This is a genomic window from Nonomuraea sp. SYSU D8015, from assembly GCF_008065375.1.
GTDB lineage: Bacteria > Actinomycetota > Actinomycetes > Streptosporangiales > Streptosporangiaceae > Nonomuraea.
In genome coordinates this window covers 148,026-167,515 of the sequence record NZ_VJYI01000023.1, presented here as the reverse complement: position 1 = coordinate 167,515, position 19,490 = coordinate 148,026, and the positions used below count along the sequence as shown (strand labels likewise).

16 protein-coding genes and 3 pseudogenes are annotated in these 19,490 nt (G+C 69.3%); 6 read left to right on the top strand and 13 right to left on the bottom strand.

Features of this window, described 5'->3' with window-relative positions; translation table 11 throughout:
* Nucleotides 1–1,136: 1,136 nt before the first annotated feature.
* Nucleotides 1,137–3,956 carry an ATP-binding protein gene (locus tag ID574_RS47830; protein WP_188195722.1) on the top strand — a complete coding sequence of 940 codons (2,820 nt, stop codon included), beginning with the start codon at nucleotides 1,137–1,139 and terminating at the stop codon, nucleotides 3,954–3,956.
* Between the two features lie 574 nt (nucleotides 3,957–4,530).
* Here the strand turns inward: ID574_RS47830 and ID574_RS60875 are convergent.
* The 3 genes and pseudogenes from ID574_RS60875 to ID574_RS47815 form a co-directional block, all read right to left on the bottom strand.
* Nucleotides 4,531–5,091 (bottom strand): hypothetical protein, encoded by a 561-nt coding sequence (locus ID574_RS60875; RefSeq protein WP_223167825.1) that lies wholly within the window; start codon nucleotides 5,089–5,091, stop codon nucleotides 4,531–4,533.
* A 103-nt stretch (nucleotides 5,092–5,194) separates the two neighbouring features.
* A pseudogene (locus tag ID574_RS62070) lies at nucleotides 5,195–5,281 on the bottom strand (hypothetical protein); the annotation flags it as partial.
* Nucleotides 5,282–5,553: 272 nt separating this feature from the next.
* Complete coding sequence (locus tag ID574_RS47815; RefSeq protein ID WP_188195719.1) at nucleotides 5,554–5,982, bottom strand: hypothetical protein; 429 nt, start codon at nucleotides 5,980–5,982, stop codon at nucleotides 5,554–5,556.
* 539 nt (nucleotides 5,983–6,521) lie between these two features.
* Between ID574_RS47815 and ID574_RS47810 the strand changes: the two genes are divergently transcribed.
* Both ID574_RS47810 and ID574_RS47805 read left to right on the top strand, forming a co-directional pair.
* Nucleotides 6,522–6,725, top strand: a complete 204-nt coding sequence (locus ID574_RS47810) for an STAS domain-containing protein (protein WP_223167824.1) — start codon at nucleotides 6,522–6,524, stop codon at nucleotides 6,723–6,725.
* Between the two features lie 198 nt (nucleotides 6,726–6,923).
* The gene (locus ID574_RS47805) at nucleotides 6,924–7,271 is read left to right on the top strand and encodes a hypothetical protein (protein ID WP_188195717.1); all 348 of its coding nucleotides are present in this window, start codon (nucleotides 6,924–6,926) and stop codon (nucleotides 7,269–7,271) included.
* 317 nt (nucleotides 7,272–7,588) lie between these two features.
* Here the strand turns inward: ID574_RS47805 and ID574_RS47800 are convergent, their stop codons facing one another.
* The 4 genes from ID574_RS47800 to ID574_RS47785 form a co-directional block, all read right to left on the bottom strand.
* A complete protein-coding gene (locus ID574_RS47800; RefSeq protein ID WP_188195716.1) occupies nucleotides 7,589–8,590 on the bottom strand; it encodes an acyl-CoA desaturase in 1,002 nt (333 codons plus the stop codon).
* 18 nt (nucleotides 8,591–8,608) lie between these two features.
* On the bottom strand, nucleotides 8,609–8,920 hold the full coding sequence (locus ID574_RS47795; protein ID WP_188195715.1) for a UBP-type zinc finger domain-containing protein: 312 nt from the start codon (nucleotides 8,918–8,920) through the stop codon (nucleotides 8,609–8,611).
* A 153-nt stretch (nucleotides 8,921–9,073) separates the two neighbouring features.
* Nucleotides 9,074–9,397: an STAS domain-containing protein gene (locus tag ID574_RS47790; RefSeq protein WP_188195714.1), complete on the bottom strand. Its 324-nt coding sequence runs from the start codon at nucleotides 9,395–9,397 to the stop codon at nucleotides 9,074–9,076.
* Between the two features lie 461 nt (nucleotides 9,398–9,858).
* Nucleotides 9,859–10,764: a YhjD/YihY/BrkB family envelope integrity protein gene (locus tag ID574_RS47785; protein ID WP_188195713.1), complete on the bottom strand. Its 906-nt coding sequence runs from the start codon at nucleotides 10,762–10,764 to the stop codon at nucleotides 9,859–9,861.
* 367 nt (nucleotides 10,765–11,131) lie between these two features.
* On the opposite strand from ID574_RS47785, the gene ID574_RS47780 reads away from it, so the two are divergent.
* Nucleotides 11,132–12,856, top strand: a complete 1,725-nt coding sequence (locus ID574_RS47780) for a SpoIIE family protein phosphatase (protein ID WP_188195712.1) — start codon at nucleotides 11,132–11,134, stop codon at nucleotides 12,854–12,856.
* Nucleotides 12,857–13,047: 191 nt separating this feature from the next.
* Here ID574_RS47780 and ID574_RS62310 read toward each other — a convergent pair whose 3' ends face one another.
* The 4 genes and pseudogenes from ID574_RS62310 to ID574_RS63140 form a co-directional block, all read right to left on the bottom strand.
* Nucleotides 13,048–13,659 carry a LysR family transcriptional regulator gene (locus ID574_RS62310; RefSeq protein WP_270094321.1) on the bottom strand — a complete coding sequence of 204 codons (612 nt, stop codon included), beginning with the start codon at nucleotides 13,657–13,659 and terminating at the stop codon, nucleotides 13,048–13,050.
* Nucleotides 13,660–13,958: 299 nt separating this feature from the next.
* Entirely contained in the window at nucleotides 13,959–14,480 is a 522-nt protein-coding gene (locus tag ID574_RS63145; protein WP_223167823.1) for a DUF5994 family protein, read from the bottom strand.
* 118 nt (nucleotides 14,481–14,598) lie between these two features.
* Nucleotides 14,599–14,976: pseudogene (locus ID574_RS47770) on the bottom strand (D-alanyl-D-alanine carboxypeptidase); the annotation flags it as partial.
* A gap of 143 nt (nucleotides 14,977–15,119) precedes the next feature.
* Nucleotides 15,120–15,899, bottom strand: a pseudogene (locus ID574_RS63140) (D-alanyl-D-alanine carboxypeptidase); the annotation flags it as partial.
* Nucleotides 15,900–16,111: 212 nt separating this feature from the next.
* On the opposite strand from ID574_RS63140, the gene ID574_RS47760 reads away from it, so the two are divergent.
* Complete coding sequence (locus ID574_RS47760) at nucleotides 16,112–16,837, top strand: NPCBM/NEW2 domain-containing protein (RefSeq protein ID WP_188195711.1); 726 nt, start codon at nucleotides 16,112–16,114, stop codon at nucleotides 16,835–16,837.
* Nucleotides 16,838–16,846: 9 nt separating this feature from the next.
* Here the strand turns inward: ID574_RS47760 and ID574_RS47755 are convergent, their stop codons facing one another.
* Both ID574_RS47755 and ID574_RS47750 read right to left on the bottom strand, forming a co-directional pair.
* Entirely contained in the window at nucleotides 16,847–17,254 is a 408-nt protein-coding gene (locus tag ID574_RS47755; protein WP_188195710.1) for a hypothetical protein, read from the bottom strand.
* A 944-nt stretch (nucleotides 17,255–18,198) separates the two neighbouring features.
* On the bottom strand, nucleotides 18,199–18,939 hold the full coding sequence (locus ID574_RS47750) for a hypothetical protein (RefSeq protein ID WP_188195709.1): 741 nt from the start codon (nucleotides 18,937–18,939) through the stop codon (nucleotides 18,199–18,201).
* Nucleotides 18,940–19,327: 388 nt separating this feature from the next.
* Here ID574_RS47750 and ID574_RS47745 point away from each other — a divergent pair, with 388 nt between their 5' ends.
* The gene (locus tag ID574_RS47745; RefSeq protein ID WP_188195708.1) at nucleotides 19,328–19,477 is read left to right on the top strand and encodes a hypothetical protein; all 150 of its coding nucleotides are present in this window, start codon (nucleotides 19,328–19,330) and stop codon (nucleotides 19,475–19,477) included.
* Nucleotides 19,478–19,490 lie beyond the last annotated feature (13 nt).

Genomic DNA, 19,490 nt, shown 5'->3' with positions numbered 1-19,490 from the left:
ATGGAAATCTCTTGATAGTGATACTCTGGACAACAACGCCATTGACATAAGTTACTGCCAGCGCCCCACATTCTATGGTTGCCTGCACGCCCAGTGAAGGCCACCATCCGGACTTTGAGAGGACATTGCGTCGAGCGCGTGCGTCCAGGGGAGCAGGACGGGCAACCCTGACGTCCCGGTGGGAGACACACTGGCTGCCAGAAGCCAGTGGCCGCTTGCCATGGAACCGTGGGCCTGATTAGGTTTCCAGGAGGCCCCGCACCAAGCTGGCAGCTTCGCCTGGAAATGGCGGGACCGCACCCAGAACGAAGTGAAGCCCGCGACCGTATTGCCCATCTGCCCGTCTCGGCAAGGGTGCTGCCGGAAAGTTGTGGAATGGATGACATGAATTCTCCGGAGTCGCGCTGCTCAAGTCGAGTGGAATTGCCCTCCGGCCGGGCCACCGGCCATCGCCCGCTGTTGACATTCCTCAGGGGTTCGCTCAGCCCAGCGAAATCCCTCGATCGGCGCTGGCCGGCCGGTGGTCCCTTCACAGTCCGCAAGGGTCGTTCCGCCCCTCGGACGTTGAGAGAACCACACGGCTGCTTCGCATCGGCTTCACGCCATCGTCCAGGCAGTGCACAGGCGAGGCATACATCCGGCACCGCACCAGCCGCTGTGTCGGCCTGCCAAGACTCATCTCGGGCACCTGTCCACCGCCACCGCCCTCAGCCTCGTCCGCCTCGACGCATGGTGAGCCGGCAACCCCCTGACGCCACCCGTACCAGCCACTTCGCCCCGTTCTTTCTCGCGCTGATCGCCTGATCGCCGAATCGGCCAACAGAGTCCGAACGCGAGACGCTCCGGAGCGCACCCGCTTGCGACTGCTCGATACTGACCTGCTGCAACACCCGCGCAAGGCATTCGGCCGACGCACCACAGCGTCCTCGCCTGCGAACACCTACACCAGAGGAGATCGAGTAGCCTCACGCTGGCCGCATGACACGCCTCAACACGTGTCCGCTCTCGCAGGGGAAGGTCCGGCTACGCCCGTCCCGACGGGTGGAAGGGGTTTTCGGGCCCGAGTGTTCCACTTACCGGTTTCATGTGGCGGAGTGTCGGCCAGGTTCGCGGTGGCAAGCGAGAAGGTGTGTTTCATGCCGTCAAATGCACAGGACAACGGCCAGGCGGGTTCCGCGGCGCAGGATGCGACTCCCGGTGCGTTGGTGCGCGCCTGGCGTGAGCGGGCACTGTTCACCCAGGAGGAGCTGGCAGCGCGGGCGGGCCTCAACACCCGGACGGTGCGCCGGTTGGAGACGGGCGAGCTGCGGCGGCCGCGCGGCTCGTCGATGCGCTCACTGGCTGAGGCGCTCGGCCTGACCGCCGATGAGTTCGCGCTGTTGACCCGCGTGGCGAGTCCGATTCCAGATGTTCCGCCTGCGACGCGTATGCGGGTGGTGCCCCGGCAGCTGCCCACCGACGTGGCCGCGTTCGTCGGGCGGGAGCGGGAGCTGGCCGTCGCGGACGAGGCCCGCGCCGAGGGCACGGTGGTGATCACGGCCATCGACGGCATGGGCGGCGTGGGCAAGACCGCGCTGGCGGTGCACTGGGCGCACCGGGTGGCCGGCCGGTTCCCCGACGGGCAGCTGTACGTCGACCTGCAGGGGTACGCTTCGGGCCCGCCGCTGTCGGCGATGCAGGCGCTGGCGGTGCTGCTGCGGGCCCTGGGCGTGCTGGCCGAGCAGGTGCCGATGGGGCTGGAGGAGGCCGCCGCACTGTACCGGTCGCTGCTGGCCGGCAAGCGGGTGCTCGTGGTGCTGGACAACGCTTACGGCGCCGAGCAGGTCCGCCCGCTGCTGCCCGGCAGCCCGGGATGCATGGTGGTGGTCACGAGCCGGGACCGGCTGACCGGGCTGGTGGCCACCCACGGCGCCCACCGGCTCACCCTGGACGTGCTGGATCCCGGCGAGGCGGCGGCGCTGCTGGAGCAGATCGTCGGCCGGGAGCGAGTGGCGGCCGAACCCCGGGCTGCGGCCGAGCTGGCCCGGGTGTGCGGCCACCTGCCGCTGGCGTTGCGCATCGCCGCGGCCAACCTCAGCCGCGGCCCCGAGCAGCCGATTGCCGACTATCTGGCGGAGCTGCAGGCCGGTGACCCGCTGGACGGCCTGACGGTCGCCCACGACCCGCAGGCCGCCGTGCGGCTGGCCTTCGACCACTCCTATCACCGGCTGACCGCGGACCACCGCAGACTGTACGGGCTGCTGGGGCTGGTCCCGGGGCCGGACGTCGGCGTGGCGGGCGCCGCGGCGCTGGCCGGCCTGCGGACGGAGGACGCGCGGCGGGCCCTGGAGGAGCTGGCGGACGCGCACCTGGTGCAGTTGCGCGGCCGGGACCGCTACGGCATGCACGACCTGCTGGCCCTGTACGCGCGCCGGCGCGCCGAGCAGCACCACGGCCGCGCGGGGTGCGAGGCGGCCCTGGAACGGCTGCTGGACTGGTACCTCGCCGGCATCGGCGCCGCCGCCGAGCTGCTGTACCCGGAGGAGGTGCGCCTGCCCCACGCGCCGGCGGCCCCGACCGCCCTCCCGCCCGGCGAGCCGGCCTCACCGCCGCCCGGCGTCCCGACCCCGCCCACGTTCGCGGATCCGCCGCAGGCGGCGGCATGGCTGGAGGCGGAGCTGCCCAGCCTCGTCGCCGCTACCCTGCACGCCGCCGGCCGGGTTGGCGAGTCCGGTCCCCACCCGGCCGCCTGGCGGCTGGCCGACGCGCTGCGCGGTTTCTTCTGGCAGCGCCGCCCCATGGTGGAGTGGTTCCTGATCGCGCAGGCCGGCCTGGACGCCGCCACCGCCGCGGGCGACGTGCGCGCCCAGGTGTCCGGCCACCTGAGCCTCTGCCAGGCCAACCGGGCGGCCAGCCGCCGGGAGCCGGCCCGCCGGCACATCACCAGGGCGCTGACCCTGGCCCGCCGGGCGGGCTGGACGGACGGCCAGGCGGCCGCCCTGTCCTGCGAGGCGAACGTCGCCTGGATGGCAGGGGATCTGCGCCAGGCCGTCGACGGCTTGACCCAGGCGGTGGCGCTGTACCGTCGGAGCGGCTGGGCGGGCGGGGAGGCCGACAGCCTGATCGACCTCGGCCTGATCGAGATGGAACGGGGCCTCCTGCACGTGGCCGCCACCCACTTCACCCAGGCGCTGGAGATCTACCGGCAGATCGGTTCACGCATCGGGCAGACGACCGCGCTGGGCGCGCTGGGCGAGATCGACCACCTGCTGGGCCGGTCGGTGGCCGCCCGCCAGCGCGTCCTCGGCGGCCTGCGCCTCTTCCAGGAGCTGGGGTTGCGGTTCGGCCGCGTCTACTTCCTACGCTGTCTCGCCGAGCTGGACCGCGACACGGGCCACGCGAAACAGGCGCTGGCCCACGCCCAGGACGCGCTGCGGCTGACGGGCGAGATCGGCGACCGGTCGACCGAGGTCAGGGTCCGGATCGTGCTGGGCGGCGTCCACCTGAACCTCCGCGACGCCCAGGCCGCCGGCGACCACTACCGGCAGGCGCTCGAGCTGGCGCAGCAGATCCCCAGCCGCACCCGCGAGGCCGAGGCGCGGCTGGGGCTGGCCTATGTCAGCCTCGCCCTCGACCAGCCCCGGCAGGCGCTCGATGGGGCCCGCCACGCGCTGGGTCTGGCCACCGCCGCCGGCATGCGCGTCGTACAGGGTTACGCCCACACCGTACTGACCCTCGCCCACCACCGGCTCGGTCACCACGACCAGGCGCTCACGCACGCCCGGCAGGCCGTGGAACTGCACCGGCAGAGCGGTCACCGGCTCGGCGAGGCGCGAGCCCTGCAGGCGCTGGGCCGAGCGCTCCGCGGCGCCGGCGACCTCCAGACGGCCGAGCACCGCTGGCAGGAGGCCCTGGAGCTGTTCACCGACCTCGCCAGCCCCGCCGCCGAAGAGATCCGCACGCTGCTGGACACCTAAGGGTCATGCCCGTAAGTCCTTCGGGGGCAGTTGCTGAGGGAGGGATTGCAGCCGCAGGCGAGGGCTTCTCGGGGCGTGCCGGCTGATCGCCTGCAGGGCCGGCAAGGTCGACATCGCCGACGCCGCGTGCACCGCCGGGACCGCGGCAGCGCCTCCTCGGTCGAGGACTCGCCCCGCCGGTGGAGTACGCCAGTAACCGCCCGGTGGAACCGTGGCTGCCGCGACGATCAAACATTCGATGGAGGGAAGTGGTGACCTTGGCCTCGTCCATCTCCGCCGGCGCGATCACTGCGGCCTCTCGTCCCCCTTGCGCAGGGCGAAGTCATCCACCGCCACCGCCCGCACCGCCCCGGCGGCGGCTCGGGATGCGATCGGACCAGCCGCCCAGCGAACGTCGCCGCCGCACACCTGGTGTTCATGCACTTGAAGCGCCGTATCGGCATCACCGGGACGGTCTTGATCCCGCTCAGCGCGGCATCGGCCAGCCGTCGGACGTATCGGTCACGCACCCGGCCCGACGCCACACCGCAGCGCAGGCAGACTCCCTCATCGGCTCGGCGTCGGGCGTGCATGGTCACCGTGCCCGCGACCCACTCCACCACATCGACCACGATTCCCGCCCGATGCGGGAGTAGCTCCTCAACGTACCTGGAACGCACTTCGCAAACGATCGACTACCAGGTCGTTCCACGCCCGTCCGGGGGAGTGTCGTGGGCGGCGCGGCCAGGCCGGTGAACTGGTCGGCGGTGAGGGAGGCGATGAGCTCGCCCAGCGCCAGGGGGTTGCCCCGGGCGGTCCGGTTGAGCGCCGCCAGCAGGTCATCCGTCGGCCGCACGGGCGCCACGTCACCGGCCAGCTCCCTGACGGCCGTCTCGTCGAGGCCGCCCAGCACCCGGACCGCCACCCCCTCGGGTCCCCGCTCCCGGTCGCGGGCCGCGAACAGCAGCGCGATCGGCTCGCCCGCCACCCGCCTGGCCACGAACGCGAGCACGTCGCGGCTGGCCGCATCCAGCCGGTCCACGTCGTCCACGCAAGCCAGGACCGGCTGGTCGGCGGCCACCACGGACAGCAGGCCGAGCACGGCAGCGGGCAGCGCCAGCCCGTCGGCGCCCGTGCCGGACTCCAGCGCCGCCATCAGAACGCGGGCCTGCCCCTCCGGCAGCGACGCGGAAGCCAGGAGCCGCCCGCGCGACGGCCAGGTCGAGCAGCGCCGTCTTGCCCATGCCCGGCGCGCCCACCACCAGCAGCGCCGCGCCACGACCGGCGCGGGCGTGGTCGAGCAGCCGCAGCAGCGCGCACTCCTCCTGGTCGCGGCCGCGCAGCACAGGTACGCGGGCGGGGGTCAAGCCCGGGGACACGCCCTCCAGTGTTACGCACGCATGTCGCTGCTGAAAGAGGACGCTCCGGCGGGGCCGGCGATGCCTGCGGCGGCCTCGACGCCGTGAGCCACGCTGTCTTCCTGGATGAGCCGCCGCGATCTGACCCGCTGGCGCGGCTCGGCTCCGGCGGCGGTGGCCAGGGTGACGAGGCGTGGACGTGCTTGGGGGCGGTGACGAGCACAGCGGCTTTGCCGGCCTCGGCGCGCAGGAAACGCCGTTCAGCCGCAGGTGGCGCGCAAGGTAGGGCTTTCCTTCGACGCCCCTACGGGGGGATAGACCTTGAGCTTGTAGGTGAAAGTCGTGCCGCGCTTGCACTTCTTGTACAGCGTCTTCGGCCCGGGGGCGCGGAATCTGCTGTGCGCGATGGTCTCCCAGCCCCATGCTCTCTTGCGCATGAGATCCATGCCGATGCTCTTGCCGCATCCCGGAGACCAGGCGGTTGCCGCGACCACGTCTTTTCTCGTCTCCGGGCGGTAGGCGCGAAGGCTGCATCCGGCCGCGGACGAGGCGGCCGCCATCGCCGCGCCCGTCGCCGGCGAGCGACCGATCCCGGCCGACTGTCCCGGCACGGCCGCCGCGGCCGGAGAGGCAACGGTCAATCCGGTGACCGTCCGCGAAACGCCGAGCGCGGTCCTGAGGTTCCGCATGTCGCACTCCTTGTCGTTACTGAAAGCCCCACGCAGGGGCATGCCAGATCGCGGGACACGCCGCTCCTTGAGCGTGGGGGTGACTGAGGTCACATACGTGCGTTCGGCCGTTCTCATCATCGTCGCCGCCGGGCGGGCATTTCTGGACGACGGGCACTGGGCCGAGGGACGCGTCCCATCACGGACGCCGTCGAACGGCACGAGAGGGCTGGCATGTCCTTCTGGGTAAGCACTGGGCATCGGTTCGCCGACGCCGAGAGATTTCTCAAACGCGCCGTCAGCCTGAAGCCCGACGACGAGTTCTCCCTCTACCAGCTCGCGGATTGATGGAGATCATCATGTAGGGCAGGGGTTGGAGCCCGAGGAAGGGGATCCGGGTGCTCTGCGGGCCGTGCACCTGCCAGGCGGCGCCCCGGAACGTCTCGTACAGCTTGGCGGAGGCGAGGTCGGTCTGCGAGCCAGTCAGCTCACCGCGTTTGCGCAGCCAGGGTAATGGGGTCGTCATCGGTTACGAGCACTCTGATCATCCGGTGTTGAACATGCTGCACTACAGCACCAGCCTGCTCGTCCTCGACCTCTCGGAGGTGTCGTTCTGCGACGCCTCCGGGCCGGCCGTGATCGTCGGTGTCCAGCGCCGCGCCCGCCGTCAGGGCATCATCGTCGCGTTGTCGGCACCGCGTCCGTCCATGTCCCGGCTGCTGCGCATCACCGGCCTGGACCGCGGCCTGCCGATGGTGCTGTGAGCCGGTCGAGGCCGACTCACGGCTGCCGGGCAGCGACCTGGCACATCTGGGCGCTCAAGCGGCCTCCCGCGGATCGGGTACGCGGAGGCGGAACCGATAGGATCGTGAATCCGGGCCACTCAGGATCCGGGCGTTCTCACGGCGCCCCCGCCCAGCGGCGTGTGCCGGTCGACGCACTATTTGAGAGCGAGACACAATATGAGTAGTGCTCGCAAAACCGATGGCCATGAGGGCGAGGCTCCCGCCCAGGAGATTGAGACCGACGCGCTGGCCCAGCACGCGGCCAACGCACAGTGGCTCAAGGACAACCCAGCGGCGATGCCGCAGGTGGGCGTGGGGCGTTGGGCCGTGTACGACCGCGCGGGCCACCTGTGCGGCCACCTCGTCGGTGACGGTCCTACCCGCGATACCCGCTTCACGGCGATCGCCGCGACGAACGAGTGGATGCCCCCAGATGCGCGGGGCGGCTCCGGCATCACCCTGCACGACGCCGGAGCCCACCTCCTTGACGCCGCTGCGCGTGGCGACCTTGGTGACGAGTCTTGAGCCGGGTGGCGGAGCAGCCTGCAGCGGGTGTCCGAATGGTTCCGCCGGTGTGACCGCGTGGTGGGGGACCGCGGCCGTCACGATGGTGAAGGGGGCCGTGACGCCTGGCGTGAGCAGGCGCGGAGGCCCTCTGGTTGAGGCATCGCGCCGGCGCGGACACCGGTGGGGCCAGGATGCGGACGGTCCTGGTGCATCGGAGCCCTCGGCCTGGCCCGCGCCTCGTCACCGGTGACCGGCTGGTGTGACATGGCCGGCAGCGCGGTGGACGCTGCGGTCCAGAGCCGACCAATGATGATGGTGACCCGAAAGCGCATCGGTCAGTCTGCACTGGATGCCCGGGCTTGTGATGAGAGGTCGGCGCGACGGCGTTGGATGCGGTCGGCATCTGGCCAGTGCACGTCGCTGGCCCAGCCCAGCCGTTCGAACAGGCGGATCACGCCGGCGGACGGGTCGATCTGGCCGCGTTCCAGGCCGTGGCGGGCGCAGCTGGGTTCGCTGTGGTGGCCGTTGTGCCAGCTCTCGCCGAAGGACAGCGGGGCAAGCGGCCACAGGTTGGTGGAGCGGTCGTGGCGACGGGTTTTGAAGGGCCTGTTGCCGATGACGTGGCACAGGGAGTTGACGCTCCAGGTGACGTGCTGGAGCAGCGCGATGCGGATCAATCCGGCCCACAGGAAAGCGGTGAGGCCGCCGTACACGGTGCCGGTGATCGCCCAGCCGGCCAGGAACGGCAGCGCCAGCGACAGCGCGCACAGCGCGGGGAAGGCGCGTGTCACCCGGGCCATGGCCGGATCGGCCAGCAGGTCCGGGGCGTAGCGCTCGGCAGGCGTTTGGTCGTCGGTGAACAGCCAGCCCAGATGGGCGTGGGCAAGCCCCCGAAGCTGCCCGCGCAGGCCGGTGCCGTACCGGTAGGGAGAGTGCGGGTCGCCAGGCCGGTCGGTGAAGGCGTGATGGCGGCGGTGGATGGCGACCCAGCCGATGACGTTGCCTTGGAAGCTCATCGAGCCGACGATCGCCAGGGCCACGCGCAGCCACGGCCGAGCGGTGAAGGAGCCATGGGTGAGCAGCCGGTGGAACCCGACCGTCACGCCGAGCCCGGTCACCACATAGAAGCCCGCCGCCAGCAGCAGATCGGTGAGCGCGACTCCCTGCCCCCACGCCAGGGAGATCGCGACGCCGAGCGCCATGAACGGCAGGATCACGATCGCCGCCGTCAGCGCCACCACGGCCAGGCCCGCCGGCGCGTGTTCTCCTGCTCCGGGGAACGGTGAGGTGCCGTCGTAGTCCTGACGGCGTTGTACCGGTTGTATGGAAAGAGTCATGAATCTCATTCGTCTCGCTCATACAGGTCGTTGGTGCACATAGCACCAACGCCAGATCGAGCCCGGGGCCAGGTCGGCGACCACCGGGTGGTCGGTCTCCTCGTAGTGAGCCTTGGCGTGGCCGCCCTGCGAATCGTCGGAACAGGCGACCCAACCGCAGGTCAGGCACGTCAGCAGCCGCGTCCAGGTCTGGCCGGCGACCAGACATGCCTGGCACTCGCCTTTCCCGGGTTCCACGGCCGGAAGCAGGTCGATGTGATCGCATCGCGGTGCCTGACCGTTCAGGCCGGCACGCGCGGCTGCTTTCGCCTCTTGTGCGTCCAGGGGCATCACGACCCCCTCACGGAGACAGCGACGCGAGATGCGCCGGCTGATCGCTTACCAGTCAAGGCGATCGGTGGGGCGACGGAAACGCCCAATCCCAGCAAGCTCCATCACCGATCGCGATGGCCGGCTCTGGCACGGGGTCACCCGCGTGGCCGCTCAGGCCATCATCGGCAAGGCGCGGTCCAGGCCGGTGATGCGCAGGATCTCGGATACGTACGGGCGAGGATTGGCCAGGGCGAGGGTGATGCCTCGCGCTCGGGCACGGTGATGGATGCCGACGAGCACGGCCAAGCCTGAACTGTCGCAGAACGACACCTGCGACAGGTCGAGGATGAGCAGCCTGGTGCTGGAGGTCAAGGCGTTCAGCAGGTGCCGGCGGAACGCCTTGCTGGTGAAGATGTCGATCTCGCCGGAGAGGTGGACGGTGGTGGGAGCCGATGCGTCAGCTCCGCCGAGCGGGGTCGCGTTGATGACGGTCATGAAGTTCTCCGATCGGAGAGGCGCAGGAGGGAAACACGAGCCGGCGGCGGTCGGCCGCCGGATTGCGAGGTCAGCACCGCTGGGTCGACCCGACAGGCGGTGCGTGGCCACGCTGGGCGCCGAGCGAGCCAGCGACCGCGTGGTCGGCGATGTGCGCGCGTTCTCTCCGCCGGATACGCTGCGGCCTCTAGATCGGCCTGAGGCGGATGGTCGCTGAACGGGATCGCGTGAGCAAGCGCGTTCGATGGCTTGTGACGAGAAGGAAAACGCCCACCTCACGGTCACCCGGCCTGCCTGGACCCCGGAGGATCCGCAAATGGTCCATCGCCGTGGGCGACGTCGGCCTGGATGCCGACGCACGAGAGGTCCTCGGTCTTCCCAAGCTATCCCACTCGCGTCCCCGGAGCGCCGTGATCTTGGAGGCAAGACATCGGTGATCGACCTGCCAAGGCCCCGGAGGCTTAGGGAGAGGCACGCCGGGCGGCCAGATCGGTGACGTGCCCGGCTGTGCTGGTGGCCGCAAGAGCCGTGGCGAACAGGATGAGCTGGTTGACGACTTTGAGAAACAGGAGCATGCCGGCGGCACCGGCGACGACCTGGTACGCGGGGTTGGCCGCGGTGAGGTTGACGTAGACCTGGCCGAGGGTTTTGAGGATCTCCATGCCGACGGCTATGACGAGCGCCGGGCCGATCACGCGGCGCAGGGGCAGCCGTAACCGAGGAGGCGCGGTCAGCAACGCCACGGCCAGCAAGGTATTGACGGCGAAGCCGAACGCGAAGGCGGCGGCTGTGAGCGCCCATTGGGCTGGGAGGGCGTTCACCCCCACGGTGAGCACCGCCAGCCAGGTCAACAGCCGTTCGGCGGCGAAGGCGATGGCGAGCGACAGAGAGAGCAGCAGGCCGAGCCCGGCCACCACGCCCAGGTCAATGAGCTGGCGCAGGAAGAAATTGCCCGGATACTCCTCCAGGCGCCAGACAGCTCTGCTGGCCGAGCGCAAGGTGTCCATCCAGAACAAGCCCGTCAGCGGCAGGGCGATGAAGGCCACCACGCCGGCGGTTCCCGTGGCGTCCCGCAACGCCTGGACGTCCAGGCGAGGGAAGTTCTCGCTCAGGTAGCGCTGCACCGTGGCCAGCACCGTCGGGTCGTCCATGACGTGACCGAGGATCGCGAAGGCCAGCAGGGCCAACGCGAAAGTGGCGAAGAAGGCGTAGTACGTGAGCGCGGCCGATAACCGGCCGCCATCGGCTTGGTCGTAGCGAACCACGGCCCGCACCAGATGGTCCAGCCATCCATGACGCTCGCGGGCGCGCCGCCAGCCCGCTGCCAGCCTTTCGGCCGACCGCCGGATCGGCCCGGTGACGCTCATGATGAGAGGTCCCCTTTCGCGGCGTTGGCCCGCGTTGAAGGCGAGGACACCATCGTGACGGCGGCGTCCGGAAAGCGCGATCTGCGCCGGTACCATGATGCTTCAGGCTAAGAGCATTCCTCCGAGGCCACGGGGCGTCAGCCACAATCTGGGAGCGAGACGCCACGACACCGACTCGAGCCCATGCTGGTCATGCCGCGCTTGATGTACGATCACGCGACCCCGGACGACAGCCGCCATGCGGTGACAGGGGCATCGCCGCATCGCCGGGCACGGCGAGTCCGCGCCGGAGATCATTGCCGGTAGCCGGCCGAGGTCCGCCGGCCGGCTCTGGCCGGCAGCGCACGTCTATAGCGGAAGGAACGGCATGGTCCGGAACACGGCTGGTGGCCAGGGCCGAGGGTGGGCGATGCGGCCGGAGTTCTGGCGGGAGGTGTTCGACCATCTGGGCGCCGGCGTGGCAGTGCTGGACCCTTCCGGGCAGATCGTCGCGGTCAACCTCGCAGCGGAAGAACTGCTGGGCCGCACTGCGCCGGCGATGGTGGGGGAGGGCTTTCACGGCCTTGTGCACCGCCACGCGGACGGTGCCGCCATTCCGGATGAGCGGTGCCGGCTGCACATGGCGCTCACCCACCGCATGTCGTCCTGCGCCGAGCTCGACAGCTTTCTGAGCGGCGACGGGCATCCCATCCCCGTCACCTGGTTCAGCGCTCCTGTGATCAGCAACGGCCGCGTGCTCGGTACGACCGTGCTGTTCGTCGGTGACGCGGCCGGACGGGCGACGGAGGAGGGCCTCGCGGCGCATGTGATCGCCCTGGAGGACCTCACGGACCGGCTGACCTTGGCCGCGGAGATCTCCACAGCCCTGGCTCAGACCCTGGACACCGAGGAGGCCCTCGCTCGGCTGGGGCGCCTGCTCGTGCCGCGCCTGGCCGACTGGCTCGCCATCGACCTGCGCAGGGAAGAGGGAGTCCGAAGGGTGGCGGTGGTCGGGCCAGAAGGCCGTGACCTGGATCAGGAAGCGTGGCGGGGCCCTCTCCCGGCATTGGACGAACACTCCCGCTCCGCTCTGGTACGGGTGTTGCGCGGCGGCGCGCCGGTGCTGCTGGGGCCAAGGCAGATCGCCACCCCGCCTGATTCGCCCCTGGCGGCCGTCCAGACCGGATTCCTCCAGGCAGTCGGCGCCGCCTCGGCGCTCATCGTGCCCTTGGGCGCCGCCCGGCAAGTCACGGGCGCCCTCACCCTGGCCCGTACCGACGACATCCGGCCCTTCGACGCCACAGAAGTGGCCCTGATCGGCGACATCGGCCGCCGCGTCGGTCTGGCGATCGACAACACCCTGCGGTTCGGCCGCCAACGCGAGATCGCCGAGGCCATGCAGCGCAACCTGCTCACCGCCCTCCCCCAGCCCGGCCGGCTACGCATGGCCGCCCGCTACCAGCCCGCCCCGGCCGGTTCGCAGGTAGGCGGCGACTGGTACGACGCCTTCCCCCTGCGTGACGGCGCCATCGCCCTGGTCATCGGCGATGTCATCGGCCACGACCTGGCCGCCGCGGCAGGCATGGCCCAACTGCACGGCATGCTGCGTTCGCTGGCCTGGGATCGGATGAAACCGCCCAGTGCCATCATCGACCGCCTCGACGAGGCCGTTCCCATCATCACCAACGTCGCTCTGGCCACCGCGATCTACGCCCGCGTCGAAGGTCCAGAGGAAGGGCCCTGGCAGCTGCGATGGACCAGCGCCGGTCATCCTCCGCCCCTCCTGGTCACCCGGGAGGGACACGCCGAATACCTGGAACAAGGTCAGAGCCTGCTGCTGGGCACGGGCCTAGGGGGCGTCAGCCGACCGGACGCGACGGCGGCCCTGCCTCCCGGCTCCACCCTGCTGCTCTACACAGACGGCTTGGTCGAAGTCCCCGGCACTGACTTGGACACCAGCTTGCGTGGTCTCCGCCGCCATGCCGCCGCCCTTGCCCGCCATCCTCTGGAGGACTTCTGCGATCAGATCCTCACCCGCATGCCTCCTGGCAACACGGATGACATCGCCCTTTTGGCCCTGCGCGTCCCGACCGCCACGCGGCCTGCCCGCTGACCTCCTGCGAGGCAGACCCATGCCAGGCGGTCAGCGGGCCACCCGGGTGTGGCGGCTCTCGTCGAGGAGCAGGATCGTCGGCTGCCGGAGCCCACGTGCCGGTACCTGCCGCAGGTTGCAGCGGACGCTCGGCGACCGACCACGTGATGTGGTTCGGCAGCACGGTCGGAACAGCGAGTTCCTCTTGTAGTTCAGGTGGGTTGGTCGTCGAGGTCGGTGACAGCTGGGTCGCCCTCTTCCGTCAGCGCGGGTTCCAACCACCCGAGCTGTCGGGCGAGTCGTTTGGCGCTGTCGAGGACAGCGGATACGTGAATGGAGGGGCTGGCCTCGGGCCAGAGAAGTGACCATGGGTAGTGCGCGGCGGGTTCGGACAGGGGCCGCCAGGTGGTGCCGGGTAGGTTGGAGGATCGGAAGGAGGAGGGAAGGCAGAAGACGCAGCGATGTCGGAGTACGAGGTCGGCGTCGGCACGTGTGCTCTCCACGGTCCCCTCGTAGGGGGTGGGTGTGAATCCGGTCGAGCGGCGTCGCTGCACCTCGCGCAGGATCATCGGCATGGAGTCGTAGCCGGCGTCGATGATGCCGGCACGGAGCGGGGGCGATGGCGTCGCGGCGTCGCCTGCGGCCCGTGTGGCCCGTCCGACGTGGTGGGTGCTGCGTTCCAGCAGTCGCACTCCCAGTTCGCGTTCGAGCCGCTGGATCTGCTGACTCAGCGCGGACTGCACGATGTGCTCGCGGGCCGCGGCCCGGCCGAAATGCAGTTCCTCGGCCAGGGTGACGAAATAGCGCAGCTGGCGTAGCTCCATGCCTGCCACCCCTCTCCACGCTGGGCGGCGCGTCACTTTTACTTTAAAGTTCTGACGGGCGACGGAGGTACGGCCGAGTCCGTCCACCGCCGTCGGCGACCGGAGCGATCCTGTGCCAATTTGTGGCGATCGCTGTTGGCGATGGGCTCATCTGGCTCTGCCCGTTTCCCTGAGCGAGCAGGTGATGCCGCGTGCCCGGGCACGGCCTTGCACGCCGAGCAGCACGCTCAGCCCACGGGATGAGGAGCCTGCCGGCCGGAGCTCGGTCCGCCGCCAGAACGGGCGGTGCCTGAACCGCTCTATCCGGCCGGCAGGCGGCATGTGGTCACGCCTGCGCTGACAGCCGTCTGATGGTGCACTGCGCCTCCTGCTCGGTCACCGATCCGACCTCGCTCTCCCTGCTGGCCGAGCTCCTGGCGGCCGTCGCGCGGAGGGCGGGATCGGGCGGCAGGTGCGCGATGGTGAAGATGGCGTCGGCAGTCCAGCCGGTGGTGTCCTGGCCGGTGAGCTTGAGCGTGGCCTCGGCAGGGCCGGCGGCGGTACCCCGGCGGGATGATCAGTAGGACGACCGGCTCGGCGGCAGCGAAGAACAGAATGATCACGCGAGGATCGGCGTGGCGGAACCAGCCGACCCGGACCTGCCGCCCGCGTGCCGGGATCCGGCGCGGAATGCGCTGCCACGCGTCCCGGTGCACGCCGATGCGGAGCATGACCCGATCAAGCAGCCGGTCCACGGCGGCGATGAGGCCGGGCAGTCCGGCCCTCGCGTCGTGGGAGTAGGGCCACCAAGCCCCGTCCACCAGGGCTCGCCGATCCAGCACCGGGTGGAGACTGGGTCCGAGTTGGTTCGCTCCGGCGCCTCTCCAGGGCACATGAGCATGGACCAGAGGGAAACAGGGAGGTTGCGCGCAGCGGGCCGGACGCTGCACCGAGACGGCCCTAGGCTCCTGTGCCACCCAGCGTGGTGTAGGCGGTGGCGGCCATCTCGCCGAGAGCCTGCCCCGTGAGTACGGACACCTCCCGCTGCGCCTGCTCGCCGTTGGCCGACATACCGACGAACCCGGCGAAGGCCACCAGGCGGTCGCCCGGCAGCTCGACGTACCCGGCCAGGGCCTTGCGCACCATCCCGACGCCGTTCGGGCCGCCCATGCTGGTGCCGGTCTTGGCGTAGACGTGCCCGGCCGCCGGTGAGTCGGGCTGGACGTCGGCCAGGGAGCCGTCCTTGCCCGTGATCGGCAGCGCGTCGCGGTATTCATGGAAGTGCGGCTGGCGCGCCATGTAGGCCAGGAACTGGGTGAAATTGCGCGGGGTGAAGTTGTTGTCCGCCGAGCCGGGCGGCGCGGGATCGAGGCCGGCCCCATGTACTCCGCAATCAGTTTGCGCCCGCCCGTCCCCGTCTTCTCCGCCTGGACCCGCACACCGGCCTCGCCGAGCGCCTTGGTGAACAGGAACTCGGCGAAGACGGCCGGCTCGGGCACGAAGTACGCCCGGAACAGCCCCTCGCTATCGGCCGGGATGTCGCCCTTCAGCGTGACGGTGTGGGAGCCGTCGGGGTGGCGCTCGTCGTCGGCGAAGGTGAGAGGGCGGGCGGCGGCGTCGGAGGCGGCAACCGTCTGGACCTTGTTGATGATGCGAACGTAGTCGGTGCGTGGAGAGATGCGCAGGACGGCCGCCTGGCCGGAGCGGCGTCCCGGTTTGACCGTGACGTCCACGACATTGTCATTGACCGTGATGGGCGAGATGGTGGCGGTGACGTTGTTGGCCAGCTTCTCACTGCCCTCACGGAACAGAGAGGTGTCGACCACGACGCGGCCCTCGACGCGCTTGACGCCGGACTTCGCGATCTGTGCGGCGAGCCGACGAAGCTCCTGCAGCGGGTCGCCGCCGATAGGGCCGGCGCCCGGCGTAGAGCTGTAGGTGTGGTCGGGGTCGGGGTCGGGGTCGGGCAGGAGCATGCCCCCATTGCGGCGCAGACGCCCCGACTGCAGCAGGTCCCCACCGGCCACCAGCACCAGGTCGCCCTTGCGCACACCACCCCGCACCGGCCCCGTCCGGTACACCCGGGTGGTGAAGCGCCGGTCGTAGCCGAGCGCCAGCATCGCCGCCCCGCCTACGAAAACCTTGGACGACGACCCGGCGTTGAACGGCTCACCGCTGTTGAGCTCGTAGATCGACTCTCCGCTGTCCAGGGCGAAGAACTCCGCCCCCCACCGCGCGCCCTGGAATTCGGGCCGCGCCATGATCTGCTCGATCTTGGCCTTCAGCGCCGCGTTCAGGGCCGAACCGGGTTCGACGGCGTCACCATTTACGAGCCCATCGACCTCGAACCGCCGCTGCCGCGGCTGCGCGACGACATCGTCGCCTTCGATAAGCTGGGCCAAATGATCGATTCTTAACAATGGATCACTCAAATAATATCTGCAGCCAGGTTAATGTCCGCTAATATCATCGGATGGCCCAGGACCGAGCAGAAGATCCGGCCGCCGCAAAAGAACGCGGGCGTCAACACAAGGTCGCGGTGGTGACGGCGTTATTGACATTCGCAGGAACATTGATCTCATCGGCCGCCGTCGTGATTGCCGCCGTCATCGCCGCTCCTGACGCGGTACGCGAGGCGCTGGGCGATCGCATCGCAGTGACCACGACCGCCACGGCGACGGTCACCATGACGACCACGACCACGGCCACCCCCTCCGCGGCCAGAGACGGGGAACAGACGTCTGCAGGAACGGGAGCCGTGCTCAGCGTCAATGAAGCGGTCGCGGACGATTCCTGCGGAAGCCTGGGCGGGAACGCCTGGAAAGACGGCATCGCGTTATTGGGTGGTGAGACCACGCCAGCTCCCGGCATGATCTGCCTTGTCTCTCAGCGTGGCGCCATGGACGGCACCATGGACTTCGTCGTTCCCCAGGGCGCCACCACGTTCACGGCGAAAGCTGGCATAGATAGAGGATCCGCCAATGCTGCGGCGCAGGTCGAATTCTCGGTTCTGGCTCTCGACGGCCAGGTCCTGGACAAGCGGGTGGCCACGTACACCGAGTCGCCGACCATGACGGCTCAGGTGGGGAGCACGTCCCGCATTACGCTCAAGATCCTGGTGCTCAAGGGCAACAGCACGTCAACGGGCGACTCGTTCCGCCTGGCCTGGATCTCCCCCAAGTTTCAGACCGGGCCGTGACCGTACAGGTCACGATCCGCTTTCCAGATTCGCCATGGCTTGGACAAGAAGGCGCTCTGCGACAGGAGCGAGATCGTCCGGCCAGTTGCCCTGGGCGATGTTGACCGACGCCCAGCAATCAGTTCGCGGAACCGGGACGACGACCAACCGGAAATTCCCGCCCACCGCGCGAGAGCCTGGAACCGACGGGAAAGCCGCCGGCGCCGAGTCGTATCCCAATGCCGCATCGCCGCCACACGCCAGCGCCGTTGCCAGGATGGTGTGCGTCACCCCGTCCAGGGTCGGCGGGTTGGCGGAAAGGTCGAGTCGGCTCCAGTCCTTGGCTGGAATGCTCAGATAAAGGCATTGATGAACCGCGGCGTTCTGTCCCTGCCCTGGGGTTTCGGACTGCTGAACGTCTGCGACGGGCCAGCCCATCGCGGCACTTGCCTGCTGCAGGGTGAGCAGGCAGCCTTTACCCGTTGGCTCCGCGATGACAGGCGCGGAGCTGTGAGGGCTTGGGGAAGGTGAGCTCGATCCTGGCAAGCGGGTGATGGGCGAGATGCCACAGGATAACAGGAGCACCATAAGAGCGATCAAGCACGTAGGCCGCACCACCGCACGACATATCGCCATATGCGCACCTCGCCCCGTATGACAAGCACATCCAAGTCTTCCCGGAGATGGCGACAAATTTGCTTCTTTATGTTGCCTGATGTTCGTTTGTGATATGCGAGAAAATCTCACAAGACAAAGGCCGGCTAAATCCACCGTCCCCACGACGCGACCAGCGGCTGGTAGCCCTGGCGGCACCAGAAAGGCACCGACGGCGGGGTTCTGGGCGGCGCAGTGCACCAGCGCCGCCTCGACGCCCGCCTTGGCGTGGGCATGATCGGCCAGTGCGGCGCCGCCCCTGCTGCCCGGGCGGGCATACAGGAACCCACGTACGCCACGGGCGAAGCCCGCACGGCAGGCGCGATCCAGCTCGCGTGATCAGTGTGGTGGATCGCGAGCCTCGTAGGCGATCAGCTCCAGGTCACCGGCCGCCGCTACCTCCCCGAAACCTCCATGGCCGAACTCCGCGCCAACCCACCCGACTCCACACCCGCCGCCTAGGCCCGACGCTTGCGAATCAGGTGACGCGGCCGCAGCAGTCGCTGTCACATATGCCACAGAAGGTCGTAAGACACCACCTATCCCTCGCAAACTCTCTGACCGTCCTCGTGATCGTGTTCGCGGCGCCCTTGCGCGATACCGCATCCTCGCCCCCTGCCCTGCGCACCGCACAGAAATCGGCTCGCCGACCAGTCACCGCATCATGTCGGCGCGGGGCCAGGGGTGGTGGGGCTACACTCGACGTCCATTGCGACGCCCGAACAAGCTCACTCGGTGACGACGGTCTTGGGGTCGGGCGTCTTGATCGACACCTTGGCGCCCCAGCCGGTGTAGCGGGTGTCGACGATGACGGTGCTGCCCTCGAAGTCTTCGTAGTCCAGCGGGACGCCCTTGGCCGTGTACGAGCTCCACAGCTTGCTGACCAGTCCGGCCGAGGTGAACGTCAGCTTGTAGGAGACCTCTGTGTCCGAGGCCCAGGAGCGCAGGTCCGAGCGGGAGAACCAGGCGGACACCTTACGCAGGTCCTTGAAGGTAATCGTGCCGGTGACCGTGTTCCCGCTCCTCTTGCCCTTGTTGAGGAGCGCCGACAGCGTGGTGGGCTCGGTGGGGTTGAGGATCTGGTCGTACTGGCTGGGCATGCCGCCACCGCCGGAAACCTTGATCCAGGTCTTGCCCTTGGGGAGGTCTCCAGCGAGGGCACCGGAGTAGTACGTGGCCTTGCCGTTGTAGATGACGCGGTCCTTTTCGTCGTCATACGCGGTGCCGACGATGTCGTAGCCGGCCAGGCCCTTCTTCCCGAACTGCAGGGCGCCCTTCGTCTCGTACGCCTGCGAGGTCTCGGTGCCGTCGGACCAGTTGGCAATCTCGGTGTACCGGACGCCGTGGCCGGGGATGAGCTTGGACTTCAGCACGCGCACGGGGTCTTTGGACACGGCCTGGGCCTGCGCGGGGGCCGTGCCCACCAGGAAGGCGCCGCAGACGACCAAGACAGAAATCGTTTTCCTCATGCCGGCAGATCATGCCGTAGTCGGATCACGGTCACGCTAAGGCCATGCGGCGCGGATGGAGCCGAAGCCGCGTGGGCAGCAGTCGCGCCAGTGCGGCCAGTGGCGCCCGGTCGGCCCCGTCCGGTTGCCGGCGGGAGACCTGACGACGTGGGACGGCGACTTCGTGACGCAACACCAAAATCTCCGCCTCCTTGGAGGTGTCGCCCCGCGCGACAAGCGTCAACCAGCGAACAACCGGACCATCAGCAGATACAGCAGACGTAGGAACACGAGTGCCGAGGATAGAAGCCAGGCCATATGTCATGGACGATTTTTGGCATCGTACAGGCCATCATGACCGACTCGGCCAAACGAGGTGTTGTGCGAAAAGTGCGGCTGGACAGTCAGCATGGTCTGCCCGGAGTGCCCCGGATGCGGCTGCTACGACGGCCGATGTTCGGGATGGCGGCACCGCGAGTACATGCGCCCCGACGACCTCGCCGAGCGGGAGGCGGCCGAGGCCGGAGGCCGGGGCGACGGCTTCGCGTCGGGGGCGTGATCCAGAGCGACGC